At 48.5% G+C, this 21,643-nt stretch carries 22 protein-coding genes; 9 read left to right on the top strand and 13 right to left on the bottom strand.

The window, feature by feature from the left end; all coding sequences use genetic code 11:
- The first annotated feature begins 234 nt into the window (after positions 1 to 234).
- The 3 genes from C7B65_RS21135 (at position 235) to C7B65_RS21125 (ending at position 3,934) form a co-directional block, all read left to right on the top strand.
- The gene (locus C7B65_RS21135) at positions 235 to 564 is read left to right on the top strand and encodes a DUF6883 domain-containing protein (protein WP_073074616.1); all 330 of its coding nucleotides are present in this window, start codon (positions 235 to 237) and stop codon (positions 562 to 564) included.
- Complete coding sequence (locus tag C7B65_RS21130) at positions 564 to 827, top strand: DUF4926 domain-containing protein (protein WP_073074617.1); 264 nt, start codon at positions 564 to 566, stop codon at positions 825 to 827. The genes C7B65_RS21135 and C7B65_RS21130 overlap by 1 nt, the downstream gene beginning before the upstream one ends.
- A 182-nt stretch (positions 828 to 1,009) precedes the next feature.
- Positions 1,010 to 3,934: a two-partner secretion domain-containing protein gene (locus C7B65_RS21125; RefSeq protein WP_181314464.1), complete on the top strand. Its 2,925-nt coding sequence runs from the start codon at positions 1,010 to 1,012 to the stop codon at positions 3,932 to 3,934.
- Positions 3,935 to 3,997: 63 nt separating this feature from the next.
- On the opposite strand, the gene C7B65_RS21120 is transcribed toward C7B65_RS21125, so the two are convergent.
- From C7B65_RS21120 to C7B65_RS21100, 5 genes are all read right to left on the bottom strand, one after another.
- Positions 3,998 to 4,297 (bottom strand): type II toxin-antitoxin system PemK/MazF family toxin, encoded by a 300-nt coding sequence (locus C7B65_RS21120; protein ID WP_073074619.1) that lies wholly within the window; start codon positions 4,295 to 4,297, stop codon positions 3,998 to 4,000.
- Positions 4,294 to 4,563 carry a hypothetical protein gene (locus tag C7B65_RS21115; protein ID WP_219898682.1) on the bottom strand — a complete coding sequence of 90 codons (270 nt, stop codon included), beginning with the start codon at positions 4,561 to 4,563 and terminating at the stop codon, positions 4,294 to 4,296. The genes C7B65_RS21120 and C7B65_RS21115 overlap by 4 nt, the downstream gene beginning before the upstream one ends.
- A 187-nt stretch (positions 4,564 to 4,750) precedes the next feature.
- Positions 4,751 to 6,646: a sensor histidine kinase gene (locus tag C7B65_RS21110; protein ID WP_073074620.1), complete on the bottom strand. Its 1,896-nt coding sequence runs from the start codon at positions 6,644 to 6,646 to the stop codon at positions 4,751 to 4,753.
- Positions 6,646 to 7,314, bottom strand: a complete 669-nt coding sequence (locus tag C7B65_RS21105; protein ID WP_073074621.1) for a response regulator transcription factor — start codon at positions 7,312 to 7,314, stop codon at positions 6,646 to 6,648. The genes C7B65_RS21110 and C7B65_RS21105 overlap by 1 nt, the downstream gene beginning before the upstream one ends.
- A gap of 36 nt (positions 7,315 to 7,350) precedes the next feature.
- Positions 7,351 to 8,085 carry a hypothetical protein gene (locus tag C7B65_RS21100; protein WP_073074622.1) on the bottom strand — a complete coding sequence of 245 codons (735 nt, stop codon included), beginning with the start codon at positions 8,083 to 8,085 and terminating at the stop codon, positions 7,351 to 7,353.
- 97 nt (positions 8,086 to 8,182) lie between these two features.
- On the opposite strand from C7B65_RS21100, the gene C7B65_RS27460 reads away from it, so the two are divergent.
- Positions 8,183 to 8,461: a hypothetical protein gene (locus C7B65_RS27460; protein ID WP_143162105.1), complete on the top strand. Its 279-nt coding sequence runs from the start codon at positions 8,183 to 8,185 to the stop codon at positions 8,459 to 8,461.
- Between the two features lie 65 nt (positions 8,462 to 8,526).
- Here the strand turns inward: C7B65_RS27460 and glgA are convergent, their stop codons facing one another.
- On the bottom strand, positions 8,527 to 10,002 hold the full coding sequence (gene glgA / locus C7B65_RS21095) for a glycogen synthase GlgA (RefSeq protein WP_073074623.1): 1,476 nt from the start codon (positions 10,000 to 10,002) through the stop codon (positions 8,527 to 8,529).
- A 164-nt stretch (positions 10,003 to 10,166) separates the two neighbouring features.
- Between glgA and C7B65_RS21090 the strand changes: the two genes are divergently transcribed.
- Together C7B65_RS21090 and C7B65_RS21085 are read left to right on the top strand one after the other, a co-directional pair.
- Positions 10,167 to 10,373 (top strand): DUF2442 domain-containing protein, encoded by a 207-nt coding sequence (locus tag C7B65_RS21090; protein ID WP_083583179.1) that lies wholly within the window; start codon positions 10,167 to 10,169, stop codon positions 10,371 to 10,373.
- A 67-nt stretch (positions 10,374 to 10,440) separates the two neighbouring features.
- Positions 10,441 to 10,635, top strand: a complete 195-nt coding sequence (locus tag C7B65_RS21085) for a DUF2442 domain-containing protein (RefSeq protein WP_425320472.1) — start codon at positions 10,441 to 10,443, stop codon at positions 10,633 to 10,635.
- Between the two features lie 23 nt (positions 10,636 to 10,658).
- Here the strand turns inward: C7B65_RS21085 and C7B65_RS21080 are convergent, their stop codons facing one another.
- From C7B65_RS21080 to C7B65_RS21065, 4 genes are all read right to left on the bottom strand, one after another.
- Positions 10,659 to 12,212: a mercuric reductase gene (locus C7B65_RS21080; protein WP_073074624.1), complete on the bottom strand. Its 1,554-nt coding sequence runs from the start codon at positions 12,210 to 12,212 to the stop codon at positions 10,659 to 10,661.
- 384 nt (positions 12,213 to 12,596) lie between these two features.
- On the bottom strand, positions 12,597 to 14,504 hold the full coding sequence (locus tag C7B65_RS21075; protein WP_073074625.1) for a hybrid sensor histidine kinase/response regulator: 1,908 nt from the start codon (positions 14,502 to 14,504) through the stop codon (positions 12,597 to 12,599).
- 8 nt (positions 14,505 to 14,512) lie between these two features.
- Complete coding sequence (locus C7B65_RS21070) at positions 14,513 to 14,944, bottom strand: response regulator (RefSeq protein WP_073074626.1); 432 nt, start codon at positions 14,942 to 14,944, stop codon at positions 14,513 to 14,515.
- Positions 14,944 to 16,707, bottom strand: coding sequence for a GAF domain-containing sensor histidine kinase (locus C7B65_RS21065; RefSeq protein WP_073074627.1), 1,764 nt, complete (start codon positions 16,705 to 16,707; stop codon positions 14,944 to 14,946). The genes C7B65_RS21070 and C7B65_RS21065 overlap by 1 nt, the downstream gene beginning before the upstream one ends.
- A gap of 250 nt (positions 16,708 to 16,957) precedes the next feature.
- Between C7B65_RS21065 and C7B65_RS21060 the strand changes: the two genes are divergently transcribed.
- Together C7B65_RS21060 and brnA are read left to right on the top strand one after the other, a co-directional pair.
- Positions 16,958 to 18,064: a DUF4350 domain-containing protein gene (locus C7B65_RS21060; protein WP_223257476.1), complete on the top strand. Its 1,107-nt coding sequence runs from the start codon at positions 16,958 to 16,960 to the stop codon at positions 18,062 to 18,064.
- Positions 18,065 to 18,206: 142 nt separating this feature from the next.
- A complete protein-coding gene (gene brnA / locus C7B65_RS29685) occupies positions 18,207 to 18,326 on the top strand; it encodes a type II toxin-antitoxin system BrnA family antitoxin (protein WP_397428432.1) in 120 nt (39 codons plus the stop codon).
- Positions 18,327 to 18,549: 223 nt separating this feature from the next.
- On the opposite strand, the gene C7B65_RS21050 is transcribed toward brnA, so the two are convergent.
- From C7B65_RS21050 to C7B65_RS21040, 3 genes are read right to left on the bottom strand one after another with little or no spacing between them, the layout of a single operon-like run.
- On the bottom strand, positions 18,550 to 18,759 hold the full coding sequence (locus C7B65_RS21050; RefSeq protein WP_244913258.1) for a lysophospholipid acyltransferase family protein: 210 nt from the start codon (positions 18,757 to 18,759) through the stop codon (positions 18,550 to 18,552).
- Between the two features lie 3 nt (positions 18,760 to 18,762).
- Positions 18,763 to 19,710: an MSMEG_0568 family radical SAM protein gene (locus tag C7B65_RS21045; protein WP_244913257.1), complete on the bottom strand. Its 948-nt coding sequence runs from the start codon at positions 19,708 to 19,710 to the stop codon at positions 18,763 to 18,765.
- Positions 19,711 to 19,730: 20 nt separating this feature from the next.
- Complete coding sequence (locus C7B65_RS21040) at positions 19,731 to 19,988, bottom strand: hypothetical protein (RefSeq protein ID WP_073074628.1); 258 nt, start codon at positions 19,986 to 19,988, stop codon at positions 19,731 to 19,733.
- Positions 19,989 to 20,235: 247 nt separating this feature from the next.
- Here C7B65_RS21040 and C7B65_RS21035 point away from each other — a divergent pair, with 247 nt between their 5' ends.
- A complete protein-coding gene (locus tag C7B65_RS21035; RefSeq protein ID WP_073074629.1) occupies positions 20,236 to 21,480 on the top strand; it encodes a DEAD/DEAH box helicase in 1,245 nt (414 codons plus the stop codon).
- Positions 21,481 to 21,643: the final 163 nt, after the last annotated feature.

Below are 21,643 nucleotides of genomic sequence, written 5' to 3'. Positions count from 1 at the left end.
CCAGTCGATCACAAGTTAACACCGAGTATGAATACTTACGCCAGGGTGAGATGCTCCCTCGCAATCTGAAATGGCTAAATTTAGAGGACGATCGCCCATTCTACTGGTACGATAGCGGCAATTCACCACGCAGAGGAGGCGATCGCGCAGGAGTAGCAATTGCGGTTGAAATTTAAGGTGTGAGTGTTGACGGTGAGATGTCCCCAGCGACCAAGGGACAAGGGCGAAGACGTGATGAAGTTACCCAATGGAGACCAGGCGATTATCCCGATCGCAAAGCTGCTCGGCTATTGCCTCAATCCAGACCATCCTAAAGGCAAACACAAGGCTAAAGTGTTTAAGTCTGCATTAGGCATCACGGCTGAAAACGTAGAACGACTCGATCAATTGATTCGGCAGGCGGCGATCGAAGGCGAAATTGTTCAAGAGCAGGTAACTGAATTTGGGCAAGAGTTTAAGCTAGACTGGACACTACCCGATACCAATGCTGTTCAACTCAGAACGATCTGGATCATTCCGCAGGATTCAACTGAACCTCAACTCGTTTCTGCTTTTATCAAGTGATGACTCAACCGAAACTTCTAGATACAGTTGCCCTTCTCATTAAGCTTCCGAGCGATCGCCTCTCATTAGTTGAGGAAAATAGTCTTGCCCTAGAAGAGTTGCCTATTGGTTTAGTTGGAACCATCGTGCATATTTATGACCGAGACGACGCACTGTGTCGCTACCTGGTGGAATTTTCTGATTCCCAGGGTCGTGAGTATGCAATGGCGACGTTACAAGCGCAAGATTTTTTGGTGTTGCAATACGAACTTGTTACGGTTTAAGGGATTTGGCAAGCTGGGAGGAGCAATTACTCGATCGCATTGCCCATCAAGGTCAATCTAAAGAAATTGCCAAGAGATAGGAAGAATTTGCCATTAGCAGTAGGATAAGGATGATCAGGTGGAGCTACCCTGTCATCCCCGATCAAGCAAATTACGGCAAAACTCAGCGGAGTGAGTGCAGCATGAGCAACTGGAGAAGGTTGGCTGGGCAGTTCGTGGGAATCGCGATCGCAGGGAGTGTAGGGGCGATCGCGGCTTCGTCTGTCTTTGCCCAAAGTGTAATTGTGCCAGATGAGACGTTGGGGAATGAGCGATCACAAGTCATCCAGAACTTTTTGGCTCTACCCATTGAAGCGATCGGAGGTGGGGCACAACGAGGGCAAAATCTATTTCACAGCTTTCGTGAGTTTAATGTCAGTGCAGGTCGCGGAGCATACTTTTTACCTGATGCATCGATTCAGAACATTTTAGTACGAGTGACGGGTGGCAGGGCTTCGGAGATTCTGGGAACGTTGGGTGCGTTTGGGGATGGTCGTCCGAATTTGTTTTTGATTAATCCCAACGGCGTTGTTTTTGGGACGAATGCGAGTTTGGATGTGCAAGGTTCGTTTGCGGCGACGACAGCGGATGGGGTGGGATTTGGCGATCGGGGTGTTTTTAGTGCTGTAAATCCAGCGAGTCCGTCGGCATTGTTGACGATAGATCCATCCGCCTGTTTCTTTAATGCAGTTGCTCAACGAGGCAGCATTGTTAACCAATCAACCGCAACCGCTACAGTATTCGGAGATCCAACATTTGGCTTGCGAGTTCCTAATGGCAAAGCTCTGACGTTACTCGGTGGCAATGTCCTGCTTGAAGGGGGGCAAATTGTTGCCGCAGGTGGGCGAGTGGAGCTTGGTGCAGTGGCCGGGGCTGGTAGCGTGGAGTTAGAACTAAATGGTCATTTGCGATTTACTCCAGAGGTGCAGCGAGGTAATGTCGCCTTGGCGCAACAATCTTTGGTGGGTGTCGCGGGGAATAATGACGGTGAGATTGTCGTAACGGCAGACAACATCCAAGTATCAAATAGTCAACTACTAGCGGGTGTTTATCCAGAATTGGGTGTTAAGGGCAGTCAAGCAAGCAACCTAACCCTAGATGCCACAGGAAAAATCCGTGTTGAGCAAAGTAGTGAAATTAGAAACAACGTAGGTTCCGATTCCGTTGGCAATGCTGGCAATCTGATTATCAATGCGGGTTCTTTGGAAGTGACGGGTGAGTCAGAACTTAGTACTAGTACTTTTGGACAAGGCAATGCCGGGAATGTGATTATTAATGTTCGCGATCATGCTTCCTTTATAGATAGTGGTGGTTCAAGCAGTGTTGAAGCGAATGCAACGGGCAACGGGGGCAATGTTCGTATTTCCGCTGGCTCTTTAGCACTGACCAATGCCGCACAACTAATTACTAGTACGGAAGGTACTGGAGATGCTGGAAGTATCATTGTCAATGTCCGAGATCGCGTAACCTTTGATGGTTTTGGTGCAGATGGTAAGCCTCTCACGGCCGCCTACAGCCGTGTAGAACCTGGTGGAAATGGCAAAGGCGGTGATATTCGTATCTCTACTGACTCCTTGGAACTAACTAATGGCGCACAACTGAGTGCTAATACCCGTGGTAATGGTAATGCTGGGAATATCATCATTGATGCCCGTAATCGGGTAAATTTTGATGGCACCAGTGCAAAGGGACTTGCCAGTGGTGCTTTTAGCAGCATAGCAACCGGAGCCATTGGACAGGGAGGCGATATTCGTATCTCTACTGGCTCTCTAGACCTGACTAATGGTGCGAAACTGAGTACTGCAATCTTTGGCACTGGAGATGCTGGTAATGTTGTGATTAATGCTCAAGATCGTGTGACTTTCGACAATAGTGGTGCTGATAGTGCTGTCGCGCCCAGTGGGAATGGGCAGGGTGGGAATGTCCACATCTCCACTGGCTCTCTGACTCTAACTAGTAGTGCATATTTGAGTACTGCCACTGAGGGATTAGGGGATGCCGGGAATGTCATTATTGACGCTCATAACTACGTGTTTTTTGATGATGGTTATATTTTTAGCAGCGTACAATCTGGCGGGAACACAAAGGGAGGCAATATCAGCATCTCTACTGGTTCTTTGACCGTAACGAATGGTTCTGCATTGAGTGCTCTAAGCGTAGGCGGCGATGCTGGAAATGTAATACTCAACGTGCGCGATCGCGCGATTTTTGATGCTGGCAATATTTGGACTGCCATAGGATATGGAGGGAGCGGTAAGGGTGGCAATATTTTTATCTCTGCTGGTTCTCTGAAGCTGACTAATGACGGAGGGTTGAGCGCAACTACTTACAGTACCGAAGACGCAGGGAATATTCAAATCAACTTGCGCGGAGATTTACAAGCCAATAACAGCAGCATCTCTACATTTGGGGAGATTGGCTCAGGAGGATCGATCACAGTCTCAGCCAAAGATATTCGTCTTCGCCAGAATAGCGATATCTCTAGCTTCACTTTTGGTAATACCAAAGGTGGCAATATAGCCCTCACTGCCAACACCATCATCGCGCTAGAAGACAGCGATATCCTTTCATTTGCCCCCTATGGTCGCGGTGGCAATATTACGCTGAATACTCGTGCTTTCTTTGGGCAAAACTATCGTCCGGCACCTCGCGGAACTAATTCGCTTACGTTGGTGGATGGCAACGATCGCGTAGACATTAACGCCAGCGGCACGGTTTCTGGTGTCATCACCCTACCTGACACCACCTTTATTCAAAACAGCCTCACCCAACTGTCGCAGAATCTCACTGATCCCAATACTTTGCTTGCCAATAGCTGCATCGTCCGCGATCGTAAGCAAAACGGCAGCTTTCTGATTACGGGTTCGGGGGGTTTACCTGTGCGACCGGGAGATGCACCGCCCTCGTCGTTTCCGACTGGAGAAGTCCGATCGCTTCCAGATCCAGAAACTCAGAAAACAGGGAACAATCGATCGTGGAAACTCGGCGATCCGATCGTCGAACCTCAAGGCATCTACCGTCTTCCCAACGGCAAACTCGTCATGAGCCGCGAATGCGAGAATCAATAAACTTCAGCTTTCCTCGCTTGAACTCGTCAGCAAATCCAAAGCAATCCTTAACGCTTGATTGAGTTACATCAGAGTTGGCTGATTCAACTCACCTCGCATCTCTAACAACCGTGTTTTTGCCAACACGCGAACTTGCTCACCCAAGACAACCGAATCCCGATCGAAACCGCCTTCTGGTGCTCGAACCAAAACCTGAGTCGGATAGATGCGCTTGCCACGGTAGGCTGTGCAAGGCACGGCAAGCCCGATCGGGCTACTGGCGTTCAAGTCATTACGGCTGACCAAAACCACAGGGCGAATACCTGCTTGCTCAGACCCCTCGGCCGGATCAAGTCGAGCCATGTCAACTTGCCCCCGTCTCATAATTCTGTCGGCGTTTGCAGAAACGCTTCCCACTGGGCAGTTGCAAATTTCGCTTCGATTTGCAGGGCTTCGGCTTGATAATCTGGATCACTTGCCATCTCTACAAGAGCCGCATCGATTTCAGCCGAACTCAGTGCGTTTGACTCAAGCGGCTCATCAATTACTAACACAATGCGGTGTTTTCCTGGCAGAATTTCAGCCGGGACTTGTATCTTGACTGTACCATCAGGATTGACAATTGCCGTTGTTTTAATCGTTCTCATCATTAAGGTGTCTCAAATTTGAGGGAGTTCTGTCGTACAAATATCCATGTCTTATTCTACTACTCACAAAAACGGGTTACTTTAGACGATCGTGGAAACTCGGCGATCCGATCGTTGAACCCCAAGGCATCTATCGCTTACCAAATGGTAACTTAGTGAGCTGCGAGTGCGAACAGCAGAAACCCCAAAATCAAAACCGCCAAAACCTGGCTTTTCTGACCGACCAACTCAACTCACACAGCGTTCCGCCCGTCGATCGCACCTCTCGCACAAACACGCCTTGCAATTGCTTCGTCAAACTTCTTGCCTGCTGCGTTCCCATTCCTTCCGGTAGCGATGAATCATAGCCGCGACCATTGTCCATTACCTGAATTAAATTGCGTCCCTTAGCGTGAATACATTTCACCTCCAAACGACTCGCGCAAACTGCGTGTTTGCCGACATTGCACAGCGCCTCTTCTAGAAACCGACACAGCCCCCGCTTTTGTTCAACGCTCAAACGTCGCTCATTCATCGGCTCAAACGTGACCAATTGCACTTTGAGCGACTTGAAACAGGGTAAGTCTCGCTCCATGACGTTGGTGTAAACTTCATACAACACCTCATGCATCGGCTCCTGCAAATTTAACTCGCGATCGTGGCTCAAATAAAACTGATCGCCCTGCATCAGCGCATCTCGCCGCACCGAATCGTAGACCGATCGCAGTTCTTGATTAAGCTGCTGTAACTCACTGAGCATCTGTGACGATGGCAGATCTTGCGACTGCACCTGACGCAACAAGGTTGCTAGGGTTTGTAGTGGGCCGTTGTGAATGGTGTTGAACGTGTAGTCAATGACCCGCTGACGGTCTTGCAGGCGCGATCGTAAATCCTGGTCATAGCGGTAGAAGGCAGCTAATCCTGCACTGTTCAAGACTAGCACCAGCAACGCCGGAGCCACCGGAATCCACCAGCCCAGCAGCAGCAATCCATAGCTGATTCCGATTAACGTAATGCAGGCGATCGTTAACCCCAGCAAAATCCACAGCGGAGCGCGAATAAACCGTCCTAAACTAATGCCTAAAATACCCCAAGCAATAATCCACACATACTCCCAACCGTCTGACCAAACGTTGAGTAGAGGACGCTGATCTAGGGTCGCACTCACGATTTGACTAATAGCGTGTGCCTGAATTTCGACCCCGTAAATGAGCGCTGGATTGTCGCTGACGATCGCGCTCGAACTCACTACATCTTTGGTACTCGGAGCCGTCATACCGATCAGCACGATGCGATCGCGAATCCACTTCGGATTGACCTGACCCAATTGAATATCTTGTAGCGAAACGATCCGAAACGGATTGCGTCCACTGCGAAAATTTAGCAGGACTTGACTACCACCTGCATCGGCTCTCACATAGCTCCCAAAATTTGGCTGAAAGCGAATAAGTTCTGTTGAGCCAAACCGCATTGCTTCTGGGTCATGAATCCCGTTCTCGAGAGAAAGGTTTTTAGTTAACAAAAAAGCCTCTGCTAATCGCAACGACAGCGAAGAATGCCAATCTCCCTTTAAGTCGGAGGCTCCTAATAAACTGCGCCTGAGTATACCATCTGTATCAAACAACGCATCGACAAATCCTACTTGTTCTGCTGGCAGTGTGGGCGGTGGATTAATGCCAATGCCGCTTTTATCATCAGGCAGTTTTTCGATCGCAATTACCCGTTTGTCACGCAAGGCTTGAACCAATGCCTTGTGACCGGGCTGTACCGGAAGATCGCGAACAATATCGAGTCCGATCGCCGCAGGCTGATAGGTTTGCAGTGTTTTGAGCAGGGCGGCGAGGTCGCGATCGGGAATCGGATAAGTACCAATGCGGCGAATATCTGCCTCATTAATGCCAACAATCAGAATTCGCTCATCTACTGGCTCTGCCGGGCGCAGCCGCAATCCTTGATCTAACGCTCTCCATTCCAGCCATTGCAGCACGCCGGTCAACCGAGCCGCAATCACGAGTCCGATGATCACGACTCCGGGTAGTGCGCCGATTCGCCAAATAGAAGATTCATTTTTCAGCCGTGTCCCAAGGCTGCGGTTAACATCTGCCATTAATCAATCAGTCCTTCCTGCCGCGATCGCAGTTCTGTTTGAATGCGAATATTCTTACCTTCTTCGGGGTATACCTCCAGCGCATCCTGAATTTTTGTCCAATAGTGCCGCACGGTACGCTCTGCCACATTGAGGCGTTCAGCGATCGCTCTATCCTGCAACCCTTCGTGAAATGCGAGCTTCAACACGTTCATCCACTCGTGTTTTAACTCCAATCGGGTTCGCATTTCTTTCGGCGTGTAGTTGACCCCTTTGAGGGCCCAATCTACTAGTTTTAGCATCTCTTGTAGCGGTAGGCTTTTGTCAGCAATAGTAAATCCGCCTTCATGGTTACTGATAATCGGTTTGAGGCGGACTAGCGATCGTACATGGGCACTTTGCACCACAATGTTGAGCGTTGGGTAGATCTGCATGAGAGTTTTGAGGACTTGAATACCCGTTTCTGTTTGGGCGATCTCTCCTGAAACGTTAGGGATTGAAAGATCCATCACCAATAGGTCTGGCTGACCTTGCTCAACCCACTGAGAAGCCGCTTGAGCCGTTTGAGCGGTCTGAATTTCAGCCGTTGGATATTGACGTTTGAGTCCCTCAACGGTGCCGTTTAGAACCGATTCGTGGTCATCAATCACTAAAATTTTTTCGGTTGATTTAGATATTTCTTGGCTCATACTCCTTTCCTCTCAAGTTATCGTTGTGAACTGGAATTATGGCGATCGCCACTGACAGCACCAAGTCACCGTAGAACCTTGTCTCCGACAGTAGCATTTTCCATCCGCCAAAACCTGAAAGAATTGCTGTAGATAAGTCAATTCGGTCTTAGCACTGGATAGAAGGTCTGAGACGTTTGACGTACTCAGTTGAATCATCAATCTTGACTGCGCCTGTTGGCTCAATCGAACATAGAGAACAGTCTCTGGGAGCGGCTGAGAAGCAATCATTGGCAGCAGTTCGTTTAGAAAGGCCAAAATTGCGCGCCGTTGCTCGATCGGCTCTTCGTCCCAAGCGATCGGCAACTCGATTTCCAGTTTCAACGCTGGATGCGTCACCTGCCACTGCTTAAGAACATACTGAATCGCCAATGGCAGACTATCGTTGAGGTAGGGCGGCGATAAGCGGTTCGTCACAGCTTCTAACGAGTGTTGAATTGTTTCAATTTGCGTTAACCAGGTTTGAACCTCCTTGGTATCGGCTCGATCGTGGGCTAGAGCTAACTCTAAACTCCGTCGTATTGCAAAAGACTCCTGCAACAACCCCTCCCGAATCGATTCGGATTCGCGGCAAAGCTGGGCAGTCTGTCGCTGATGCCCCCAGCGCAATGTTCGCCGCATCTCAAGATAGGCGGCTAAAAGCCAAAACAGAACGAAGAGACAAATTGCCAAAATCACGAGCTTCTCGATCGACTCATTAAGACAGATAGCAGTATCGGAAATTCTCAGCAATGCATTTGCTAGAACTTCCCAAATCGCTGAACTGTCGTTTCAATTCACATAATATGAGAACTGGCTGGACAATACACGCCTGTTTTCGGTCGAGTGCATGGCACAAACAAGACAGGTAAGATTGCACTTTTCTGCAATCTCATGGCACTACATTAAGGTTTTTAATCTGGCGAACCAGTTCATTCTGTTTCCTAAGTTACGATCGCTGGCATTGCTCATTCATACCGCAATTCAGCAATGCCCGATCGTGCTCAACTACAAATCCCATACTTCTGCAAAAAGCCAGCTAACAAGCTTTTCATACTCTCCATCTTCTCAAAAAGCTCTAGTCAGTCCTGCTTGCTTCAAAACGGCATTTGCAGTATGCCGCGGATAATTTTAGTCTAGGCTAGATGGGGTGAGAAATCACAACTCTATCAACCAATTATTTAGAGGTGAAAATTATTTGTGCCGGATGAACTCGTAAACCTTCAGATATTCTTCTGCTGGGTTGTGCCATGAATAATCGTATTCCATGCCCTGAATGACTAGCTTTTCATACTCTTCGGGGGCGTGTTGATAAAGCCCGATCGCGCGATCCATCGCAGATTCTATGGCTTTCTCATCGGTTTGGTAGAACACATAGCCGTTGCGTTTTTCGGGCGGTTTGCTGGAATCGTAATCTCGATCGAACACTGTATCGAGTAAGCCCCCTACGCCTCGGACGATCGGAACAGTGCCATATTGCAGCCCGATCATTTGTGTCAATCCGCACGGCTCGTAGTTGCTGGGAACAACAATCATATCGGCTCCGGCATAAATTAGATGAGATAATTCTTCATTAAAACCTAGTTCTAAATGACAATCAGGGTTTTCATTTAAGAACGCTTTTTCGTGCTGGAACTTCGCGTTAATTCCTGGCTCGGTTGCTGACCCTAATAAGACAAATTGTGCCCCTTTTTCGAGTGCATAATAAATGGCGTGATGAACGAGATGAACTCCTTTTTGCTCATCTAACCGTCCGATATAACAGATCAGAGGTTGATCTGAATCTTGCAGTAACAGACGATCTCTCAGCGCTTTTTTGTTCTTCTCTTTTGCAGCTAAATCGTCTTTGCTGTAATGAGATGGAATGTAGCGATCGCTTTGTGGATTCCAAAACTCATCATCAATGCCGTTGAGAATTCCAGAAAATCGCTCTTCGTTTAAGTGAATCGTGTGACTTAACCCACAGCCAACTTCTGTGTAGTGTGCTTCCCAGGCGTGATGGGGTGACACCGTGTTGACAAAATTTGAGTAGACGATGCCGCCTTTCATCATGTTTAACGCAAAGGGATTAAAGTTATCGCGCAACCGATCGTATTGAAAATAATACGACTCTTGGTTCAGCCCCGTTAATTTAAGAATTTCGCTTCCGGTAATGCCCTGATGCTTGAAGTTGTGAATGGTATAACAAACCCGTTGATCTGCCATACCATGATATTTATAAATCTCAAACAACATCACCGGAATTAATCCAGTTTGCCAGTCGTGACAGTGAATCACATTGGGTCGTTTATTGCTTCTGAGTAAGAATTCTAAAGCGGCTTTGCTGAAGAAGGCAAATCGCATATTGTCGTCTGCACAACCATAGTAAACGCCTCGATCGAAGAACCCCTCTTCTGACTTGGGTTTGATAAAGAAACACAGTCGCCCATGCACCCAGCCGCAATAGACATCGCAGAGAATTGCGCCGCCATCCCAGGGCACTGACAAATCGCGATAAGCGTCGTGAAGTCCCCAAATATGGTCAAATCGCATACAGTCATACATCGGCAAAATTAGCTCGACGGTGTTGCCGCGATTTTCTAACTCGCGGCTGAGTCCATAGACGACATCGCCTAGCCCTCCAGCCTTAATGACTGGGGCGCATTCCGACGCGATTTGCACGATATACATATCAAACCCTCACTCACGATCGCTTTACTAAAGTTCTTTCCCTTGTACCTGTTTAGATCAAGACGCACCGTTTGTAAACAATCTGAAGTTGGGTTTTTTATCAAGATTAAACCAAATTGCTAGGCTGGTAGAAGAACCTCAAACAGTTTTACTGGATGCGTGGCATGACTACTTTGACCCTTGAAACGGAACCGATCGCAAGTCAAATTATGGTTACTGATGAGAAGCTGATTATAGACTTGATGGATGGTCGCAGCCTGATCGTTCCTCTGGGTTGGTATCCTCGCTTAATGCACGCATCAACTGAAGAACGGCAAAATTGCAGCAATTCTCAGTATGAGAATAATTCTCATGAAAACGCCCAGTTTTAACAGCTATGAATGGCTGAAACTCGCATTCTGCCGTTCATAAAATTGAGCGCACAAGCCTTTAGAAGCTCTGATTTCAGTACAAATGTTTCAAAATGAGAATTGCTGGCAAAATTGGCAATTTCTAGGTGGTGGCTATGCGATCGAGTGGGTTGATCTGGATGAACATATTGGAGTTGAGGGGTTACTAGCGGGCAGGCAAAGCGGTGAAAGCCAAAGGTCTTTAGAGCGTTGGCTATCCACACGAGAAGCGTCTATAAATTGATGTAAAAAAGTGGGTAACAAAATTTATCGCCTCAACTTAACCCAGCTTGAAGCTAGTTTTTTCACAAAGGGAGTCAAGCGATCGCGGCTATATTCATCCGCCGCTTTACGAATGGCTTCTGCCTGGGTGGGATAAGGATGAATTGTATTCGCGAGGGCACCGATTCCTAGTTTATGGGTCATTGCTAATGTAATTTCGTTAATCATATCGCCAGCGTGACGCGCGACGATCGTCGCTCCAATCATTTTACTAGTTCCTTTTTGTAGGTAAATTTTTGCAAATCCTTCGACTTCGCCATCGACGATCGCGCGATCGACTTTATTCATCGGCACATTGAGAATCTGGACTTCAATTCCTTGCTGTTGCGCTTCTTTTAGCGACATCCCAACCGTTGCCACTTCTGGATCGGTAAACGTACACGACGGCATGATCAGCGAACTGAGCTTTTTCCGTCCCAATCCGAGAATGGCAAACAGCGCATTTTGAATCAGAATTCGAGCCGCCGCATCTGCCGCATGAGTATATTTCCACTCCATGCAAATGTCGCCCACCGCATAGATCTTCGGATTCGTGGTTTGCAGATAATCGTTGACAATCACGCCGCGCTTTTCGTCATAATCTACGCCGACAATTTCAAGGTTGAGATTTTCAACATTGGGCGATCGTCCGACTCCGACCAAAATTTCATCGACGGTGACTGATTGTTCTTTTCCATCTTGCTCATAGTGAATAATTTTTTCTGCACCTTGACGCTCAATGCGTTGAATTTTGGATTGTAAAAGTAGTTGAATTCCTTCTTGCTCGAATGTCTTTTGTACGATCGCTGCTGCGTCTTCATCAGCACGACTCAAAAGGCGAGAACTCTGCTGTAATAGGGTGACTTCCGATCCGAGTCGTCGAAAGGTTTGGGCTAACTCACAGCCAATATAGCCACCCCCAATCACCCCTAGTCGATGGGGACGTTCTGTTAGCTCAAAAACGTTTTCGTTGGTGAGATATCCCGCTTCGGCTAGACCCTCGATCGACAACTCTGCCGCACGAGAACCCGTTGCGATCGCTGCCTTGCGAAAGTGCAGACTTTTTCCAGCAACGCTCACCGTGTCAGCACTCGCAAATTTCGCCTCTCCAAAAAACACATCTACGCCATAATCTTGCTGAAATTTCTTCGCCGAATCGTTGGGGCTAATTTGCGCTCGGACTTGCCGCAATCGCTCCATCACGGCTGCAAAATCGACGCTAATCTCGCCCGATGTGCCAATGCCATATCGTGCCGCATTTTGAATATCAGCAACGACTCGCGACGATCGAATCATGGCTTTTGAGGGCACACAGCCAACGATCGTGCAGTCGCCGCCCATTAAATGCTTTTCGATTAGTGCCACCTTGGCCCCAAAGATTGCTGCCCCTGCTGCGGTTACTAGCCCCGCTGTGCCTGCGCCGATCACCACCAGATCATAGCGAGGAGCAGGCTCAGGGTTGACCCAATCGGGCGGATGGACGTTGTTAACCAACTCCTGATTATATTGATCCATTGGCGGAACGATGACCTGATCACGATCGGTGACAAATTGCGACATAAAACAATTCTCTTTCAACAGCTTCTATCATTCTATGGAACGTGGATTTATTAAGGTGTAACTTCTCGCCATCTCCCTAGGGAGCTACGGTGTACACCAATCTTTGTCGCTGCGTGGGTGGTGTTTCAGAGATGTTGCTGGATGAGCTAAATGATTGACCCAATAAACTTTCTGCAGAACTTTACAACACATTTAGAACACTACCGCTGCGTTTGGGTCGGCTTCAGCCCCCTAAATCCCCCATTCTGGGGGACTTTGAGCTAAGACTCTGGTTTCAAAGTCCCCACTCGTGGGGGATTTAGGGGGCAAAAGTCTCGGCGATGACAAATCAGAGGACTTTTACAGGTTATTTAATCCACGATCCTATGGAACGAGCTGATCGTGTCAGGTGTTGACTTTCTCAACGAGTGCTTCTTCCAGGGTGTTCAACAAATCCTTCACCGTAAATGGTTTTGACAAAAATCGCTGTACGCCTGCATTGGCTGCATTTGCAACCATTCCCCTAGACGACAACCCACTCATCGCTACAATTTCAACATGAGGATTGATCCTCTGTAACGTGAGAATTGTAGTCGGACCATCCATCAACGGCATCATCAAATCGATTAAGACTAGATGAATTTCATCATGATGTTTAGAATAGGTTTCGATCGCCTCTACCCCATCACAAGCAGTCAACACGCGATAGTTATAGTCTTCTAACGTAATGCGCGTACTTTCTCGCACCGGGGCTTCATCATCCACCACTAAAATTAAATGATCATTGCCTTGATGCAGTTCTGGGTCTTCGATCGGAGCAGATTCTTGAATCATCACCGCAGGAAAGAAGACTTTGAACTCAGTTCCTTGGCCGAGTTGACTCGCTACGGTAATGAAGCCGCCGTGACTTTTGACGATGCCGACGACGGTTGAAAGCCCTAACCCCGTGCCGCCGCCCAGCTCTTTAGTGGTGAAGAACGGCTCAAAGATGCGATCGAGAATCTCGGCGGCAATTCCGGTGCCTGTGTCAACTACCGATAACACACAATAGGGACCGATTTGGGCTTCTATATTCAGCCGTTTGTCAGTTTCAGTCAGCCATTGATTGGTAGCAGAAATTGTGAGAACGCCCCCGATCGGCATCGCATCACGAGCATTCACACACAGATTCATTAACACCTGATGAATCTGTGTGCTGTCACCCACTATCGTCCACAAATCTTGCGGAACTTCGATCTCAACCTCGATCGATCGCGGTAACGTTTCCCGCAAAATTCTTTCAATCTCGCTAATTAAGTGTCGTGTTTGCAAAAGAACTCGTTTGCCTTCTACGCCACGAGTAAACGACAACACTTGTTTCACTAAATCTGCGCCGCGTCGAGCATTAGTTTCTAAAAGCTGAAGCAATAGTTGACTGCGATCGTCGAGGTTTTTTAACTTCAAAGGCAGCAGTTGAGCCGCCGCTAAAATTGGAGTCAAAATATTATTTAAATCGTGAGAAATGCCGCTCGCTAACGTGCCAATACTTTCTAATCTTTGAGCGCGAAAGAACTGCGCTTCTAATAGCTTTTTTTCGGTGATGTTGGTGTCTACGGTCAAAATTGATTTGGGTTGTCCTGCTTCGTCTCGCACCAGTGTCCAGCGGCTTTCGACCGTTACTTCTTGATCAGATTTGGTAATTTTATGCAACTCACCGAGCCATTCTCCTTTGGCGATCACCACATCTAAGGCTTCTCGCAGTTGAGGCGATGATTTTCGATAAAGCAGTTGATTGGCGTTTTTGCCGATCGCCTCTTCGGCGTGCCAACCAAATAATCGCTCTGCGCCTTTATTCCAATACACAATGCGATGGCTTAAGTCTCTGACCAGAATGGCATCGGTAGTGATGTCTAGCAATGCCGCCTGCTGACGAATCTTTTGTTCGGCCCGTTGACGCTCGATCGCATAGCGCATCGATCGCGCCAATAAGTCTCCCGTCACTTGTCCTTTAACCAAATAATCTTGGGCACCTTCTTGCATTGCCCGCAGCGTAATTACTTCATCATCTAACCCCGTTAAAATCACAACCGGAATGGCGGGCACTCGACGATGAATGTTAACCAGCGTTTCTAACCCCATGCTGTCGGGCAAGGTGAGATCTAAAAGAATAATATCAAATCGACTCTCAGTCAGATTGTTGAGGGCGGTTTCTAACCGATCGCATTGCGTCACTTGAAAGGGGTTAGTCGGCACTTCTTTGAGAAACTCTAGCAACAGCCGCACATCAGCCGGGCTGTCTTCGACTAACAAAACGTTTATCGAGTGCTCTGCCATATTGATGGTTACTCCGGTGGCAGTTTGACGATCGTGAACCAAAAATCTTCGATCGATTGAACAATTTTAATAAACTGATCAAAATCAACGGGTTTAGAGATGTAACAGTTTGCACAGAGATTATAGGCTTTAATAATATCCTCCTCAGCTTGAGATGTGGTTAAAATCACAACCGGGATGCGCTTTAAAACCTGATCGGCTTTAATCTCAGCTAGGACTTCGCGCCCATCTTTTCTGGGTAAATTGAGGTCTAACAAAATTAAATCTGGGTGAGGAGCGCTGGCATAAACGGTTTGCTTACGGAGAAATGCCATCGCTTCTACGCCATCATCGACAACGCTGAGATTAATGTGCATCTTACCATCTTCGAGCGCAATCCGAGTGAGTCGAGCATCACCTGGATTATCTTCAACCAACAAAACTTGAATGGGTAAACTCATCAGATTGGGATGCCTCTAGACAACGTGAAATAGAACGTGGTTCCTTGCATCGGCTGCGACTCAAACCAAATGCGCCCTCCATGCCGCTCGACAATTTTTTTGCACAAAGCTAACCCGATGCCAGTACCCGGATATTTGCTGCGCGAGTGCAATCGCTGAAAGATTGCAAAGATGCGATCGTGGTATTGAGACTCAATGCCAATGCCGCGATCGCGCACGTAGAAAGTCGTTTCTTCTGCATTATCGTCAGACACCCCAATGTGAATTTGAGGAGCTTCTGCCTGACGAAATTTAAGCGCGTTTCCGACCAGATTTTGAAAAAGCTGGGTTAATTGGGTGGCATCTGCCGTGACGTTGGGCAGCGGATCGTGCGTGATCACCGCCTCATTTTCTTGAATGGCGAGTTGCAAATTAGCGATCGCGCGCTGCAATACTTTTTCGGTGTCTACATCGGTGAAGGGTTGTCCCCATGTGCTGACCCGTGAGAAGCTCAACAAATCTCGAATCAGGGTTTGCATCCGCTCTGCCCCTTCGACCGCGTAGTCGATAAACTCGTCTGCACTGGCATCGAGTTGGTGCTTATAGCGTCGCTCTAATAATTGCAGATAGCTAATCACCATCCGCAAGGGTTCCTGCAAATCGTGAGACGCAACGTAGGCAAATTGTTCTAACTCTGCATTCGATCGGATCAGTTCTTTCCGTTGATAAGTTTCTTGCTCTAGCAGTTGTGATTGTGTAATTGCAATGCCAATTTGATTCGCGAGTTGCTGCAATAATTCTGTTTCAAAATTATTCCAGTGTCGAGGTCTACTGCATTGGTGAACAATCAGTAACCCCCACAGCGCATCTCTGCACACCACAGGAACGACCAGATTTGCCTTGACTTCAAACTGCTCTAAAAACTGGCGATGACAGGCTTGAATCGGGGCGGTTTGAATATCCGTGATCGAGCTGATTCGACCCAATTCATATTTCTCTTGATAGTCTTGCTGAAAACACGGGTCAACAATATTTTGCCCCCACGAAACCGGATAGGGCTGCAACACGGCTTCTTGCACAACCTGACCCGATCCATCTGCTTGAAGTTCAAAAAGCAGCACCCGATCGGCACTCAGCAGTTTTTGAACCTCCCGCACCGTGATCTGCAAAATCTCATTTAGCTGCAACGACTGCCGAATTTTAAGCGTGATCTCAGTAAACAGCCGATGACTCAAACTCTGAAGCTGAAGGTCTGCTTCGACCTGTTTGCGCTCGATGTTCGCCTGCGCTAAAACGCTGAGATTTCGCCTCAACTCTAGCTGAGTCATCACCTGCCGACCCAACCCTTCGAGGGCGCTGATTTGGTCGATCGTCAGTTGCCGGGGCACGAGGTCGGCAACACAGAGCGTCCCGATCGCGTCTCCGGTCGGTGTGATCAGAGGCACCCCAGCATAAAAGCGGACGTGAGGAGTTGCCTTCACCAGGGGATTGGTCGCCCAACGCTCATTTGCGCTGGTATCTGGCACAACCAGCGTCTCTCGGCTCATCAGACACTCAACACAGATGCCAAGGTCTAACGGCATTTCTGCCAGGTCTAACCCAACTTTGGCTTTAAACCACTGGCGGTCGTCGGCAATTAAATTAATCAGCGCGATCGGAGCCTGGCAAATCTGAGCCGCTAACTGCACCAAATCGTCAAACGATCGCTCAGATTCACTGTCAAGAATCCGGTATTGCTGCAATGCGGTTAGCCGTGATTGCTCGACGATCGAGTCCAGTTCCATGAATGTTTGTTCTTGGGCGCTCAGTGATTTCTTAATGCACTTTATAGTTTAATGTTCTCTTGCAAAAGTTAGACTTTTATGACGCAAAACTCAACTTTTGTGAACTACTAAGAACCCTCACCCCAAACCCCTCGCCTGCGGGAGAGGGCTAGGATGAGGGTTCTTATTCGCCCATCGCGTATGCTTGATGAATCTGTGCCCGCTCGATCGACAAAAGCTCGTCCAGTTTCTTTTTGCCTAACTAACCCAAATGATGAAGCGCATCAACCGCAAAGGGCTTTTTGGATTGATTGTGATCGGCGCGATCGTGCTGTTAACGATCGTAGCGGCTCCGAGCAGCAATCGTCAGGTGAGCGGTTCTACATTTAGCCGTGCGCCCGATGGTTATGGGGCTTGGTATGCCTACATGGAGCGGCAGGGCATTTCCATCCAGCGCTGGCAAAAGCCTTGGACAGATGGGCTGACCCGTCAATCTCCAGTCACGTTTTTGCAAATAGATCCTGAATCTCAGAACGGCATTGGCTCGATCGCGCCGGGGTCTGAGCAAGAACGCTGGATTCGTAGCGGAAGCACACTGATTATTTTGGGTGCCCCGGCCCCGGCAACCGATCGCCCATTCACGACGATGCAGACCAGCGATCGCGGCTTAGTCAAAATCGAGACGACACGCAGAAGACAACTGGGTAAGAACCAAGACCAGCTTTTAGGCGATCAAGCGGGCGCGATCGTTTGGCAATCCAAGGTCGGCAAAGGGCGAATTGTCTTCGCCAGCACTCCCTATCTCGCAGCTAATGCCTATCAAAACGAACCCGGTAACTTTGCGTTTCTGGCTCAGTTAGTCAAGCAAAACGGCCATGCTATCTGGGTCGATGAATATACTCACGGCTATAAAGAAGCGGCGATCGCGGCTCGTGAAGGTAAAGGAAGCTGGATAGCCTATATGAGCCAAACGCCTCTGCTGCCGATTTTGGTGCAATTAGGGGGGGTGTTGCTGGTGCTGGTTTGGGCAGCTAATCGCCGCTTTGGGCAACCGATGCCGTTGACAAACCCCAAGCCAGATAACAGTGAGGCTTATATTCAGGCATTGGCGGGCGTTTTGCACAAAGCGGGTCGCAGTGAGTTTGTGCTGGATGGAGTCGGCAAACATGAACAGCTACAGATTCAAAAAGCGCTAGGGCTTGGCTCGACGATGCTAGAACTAGACGCGATCGTCGAGGCGTGGACTCAGCAAACAGGTCGTCCTGCCGCAGAGTTGGAACAAGTTTTGAAGGCGCGATCGAGTACTCAACGCATCAGCGAATCAGACCTACTCTCCTGGATTAAAAATATTCAACTCGTGCGGCGCAGGTTGCCTTAAATAATGGTCAAAATTCAGGCTGGAGAAAGCGATTTATGAAAGCAGAGGAATTTGATCGGCGGTTTGATGAGGGTGAAGATGTGAGCGAGTTTTTGAAACTGGCTCGGCATCCCGTCCAGGGCATGGGCAAAAACGAGTAGATATTGATTTTCCACTCTGGATGGTTGAGGCGCTCGATCGAGAAGCAAAACGCTTGGGCGTGACTCGTCAATCGATCGTGAAAGTTTGGATTGCAGAAAGACTGGAGCGACCTTCAATGTAAACGGCGATCGCTACCAAACTGCTCGAAAACACGTTTGTCAAAAAAACCGCCGCAGGAATAACTTTGTGCCTTCAATTGCTGCTGCGAATAATAACATTTGCCAGCATAGAGAACATATCAATGCAAGATTGCATGAGAGGGATATGCATCTCACTAAAAATTGGTGACATCCCCAACTATTTGCAGTTGTAACGGCTTTGTAGATCAATCCTTTGCCAATTTGTCAACCTTTGCGATAGTCCACATGAGTGCCTAATCTGCCGCCATACCAAACGCCGGGTTCGACTTCATAGATTCGGACTACGCCAATCACTGGTTGATTAGGAGCGATCGCCACGATCGGGTAAGCAATTTGGTCAATGTCGTCGCGATCGTTACGCTCAAAATAAGCGTCAATTTCGTGAGAATCGGCTGCTAGCTCGAATTGGTACATGAATCAAGATTCAAAGTTAGAGATTGCTGAACAAGCACCACACTTTGCACATCCGGCTTTTACGTCTGCTGATGACATCCTGGCTTGCTTGAGTTGGGCACCAATGTGCTTATAAAGAGTAAACATCCATTCACTTTCGGGGGCAGGATGATTGGCTAACAGCGTTCCTGTAATCGGAACAAACGGCACCACAAACGGATAAACCCCAATTTGAATTAAGCGATCGCTCACTTCCAACAGAGTATCTAAACTGTCCCCTAATCCGGCTAGAAGATAAGTACTTACCTGTCTCCAGTCAAACACTTTGACGGCTGCCGCAAATGCCTCGAAGTAATCCTCGACCGGTACTGTTGCTTTACCGGGCATAATCTTCGCCCGCACCTGCGGATCTGCTGCTTCTAAGTGCATTCCTAAACTGTCAACTCCTGCCGTCTTCATGCGATCGAACCAGACAAAATCATCAGGCGGCTCACACTGCGCTTGAATGGGGAGACTGACTCTGGCTTTGATGGCGGTGGCACATTCGACTAAATAAGCGGCTCCGCGATCGCTCGTGTTGGGCGTTCCGCTGGTCATTACCAAATGCTTGACACCATCTAACCGAACCGCCGCTTCTGCAACTTCTGAGAGTTGAGCGGGAGTTTTACGGGCGATCGTTCTTCCAAATTCTAGGGATTGCCCAATCGCGCAAAACTGACAAGAGGTTGTAGTGTCACCATAGCGAATGCAGGTTTGCAGAACGGTTGTAGCTAATACATCTCGACTGTGCAGTAGAGCAATCTTCCAGTAGGGAATGCCGTCAGTTGTGGTGAGATTATAGAACTGGGGTTGTTGAGGAAAGCTGATCGACGAAATCGCTTCTCCGTGCCGTTCTAAAGCCAATTCTGCTGATGACTGATTGCGGATAGAGTAGGGCGATCGCGCCGCCAAACTGTCATAAATCGGCACCATTACTGTTGTGCCGTCTACCGTTACCGCTTTGTGATCAGAAGGGCCTGCAATAAATTGACTAACCCGATCGAGCCTTCAAACGCAACTGTGTGGAATGTGACTAATGCTTTCTCACCTGGATCGGCTTTGACATCAGGAAAGGCTTTCTCTTCATAATCAACAAAGAAATAACACCAAATGATAGAAGAATTGACAGGCGATGAGAGTTTAAAGAGTAGGTCAGGTGCTTTTGTGCCATAAGTGACGTTGCTGGAACTGCGATCGTATTGATCCGGCACTAAATGCTATCTCGTTCAGGGTGGCTTTTGAATCTGACTACAATCATCTCCACAGACGATCGTAGCGAGAATTCCTACAGCTATTTCACCCCCTCATTCTGCAACACCAGAATTGTTATAGAATAGCAAAGGTCGGCATTCGCTCCAGTCTTCATTACCGAATATCGCGTCAGCCCTTCAAACCCATATCTGTCTGCCAAGACTGGTGCCATCAACGGCAACAGACCGATGTTATCTCTGGAGTTACATGTCTTTTTCAAACCTCGGTCTGTCTGATGAAATCGTTCGTGCTGTTACCGCACGGGGCTACACTGACCCAACACCGATTCAGATACAGGCGATTCCGACGATTCTGCTAGGCAGTGATTTGCTAGCAGGCGCACAAACAGGCACAGGCAAAACGGCTGGTTTCACGTTGCCTATTCTGCAACGGCTGTCTGCCAAGCGACTTGAAGATTTGCCGAGTCACCCACCGATTCGATCGCTGATTCTCACGCCCACTCGCGAACTTGCTGCCCAGGTAGAAGAAAGCGTACGCGACTATGGCAAGCATCTTAACCTCACCTCAATGGCAATCTTTGGCGGAGTCAACATTAATCCGCAAATTCGCCGCCTCAAAAGCCGCGTAGACATTCTCGTTGCCACACCCGGACGGTTGCTCGATCATGTGCAGCAGCGCACCGTCGATCTTTCCCAGGTCGAGATTCTCGTGCTTGACGAGGCCGATCGCATGTTAGATATGGGCTTTATCCGCGATATTCGTCGCATTCTCACCAAACTGCCCAAGCAACGACAAAATTTGTTGTTCTCTGCGACCTTCTCAGACGAAATCAAAGCACTCGCTCAGACGATTCTCACCCGCCCCGTGATGATTGAGGTTGCACCCCGGCAAGCTAATGCTGATTTGATCGCTCAAAAAGTTTATCGAGTTGCCCGCGATCGTAAGCCTGAGTTGCTGACTCACTTGATCAAGCAACACAATTGGTTTCAGGTGTTGGTCTTTACTCGCACTAAGCACGGTGCCGATCGACTGTCTAAACAGTTAACTCAGGGTGGCATTCCGGCACTGGCGATTCATGGCAACAAAAGCCAACTGGTGAGAACTCGCACCCTCGCGAAGTTTAAAGACGGCACCTTGCAAGTGCTCGTAGCAACTGATATTGCCGCACGAGGCATCGACATCAACGAATTGCCGCAGGTGGTTAACTTTGACTTACCTGATGTGCCCGAAGATTATGTCCATCGCATCGGGCGCACGGGGCGTGCAGGTTCAGCCGGAGAAGCGCTGTCGCTCGTCTGTGTCGATGAATATAAGCTCCTCGCCGATATCGAAAAGCGCATGAAGCGATCGCTCCCTCAAGAAGAAGTCGCTGGCTTTGAACCTGACCCCAACGCCAAGCCTGAGCCGATTCAGCGGCGATCGCCACGCTCTCAGCCCCAACGAGAAATGATCTCTGGGCGATCGGCTTCAGGTAACGGTCGGCGGCGTTAATATAGCCATTGATTTAACGTGAGTTCGATAGAAGTGGTTCACTCCGATGATGAATTCGGGAAGCCCCCTAAATCCCCCACGAGTGGCAGGGTGGTTTCAAGTTAGCCAGCGAAAAACCTGATGGACTTGATTGGCTAGATCCCGAATGCAATCTGGGAGAGTA

The organism is Phormidesmis priestleyi ULC007 (assembly GCF_003003695.1).
GTDB lineage: Bacteria > Cyanobacteriota > Cyanobacteriia > Leptolyngbyales > Leptolyngbyaceae > Phormidesmis_A > Phormidesmis_A priestleyi_A.
The sequence above is the reverse complement of the archived record's forward strand: the minus strand, read 5'-3'. Positions and strand labels throughout refer to the sequence as shown.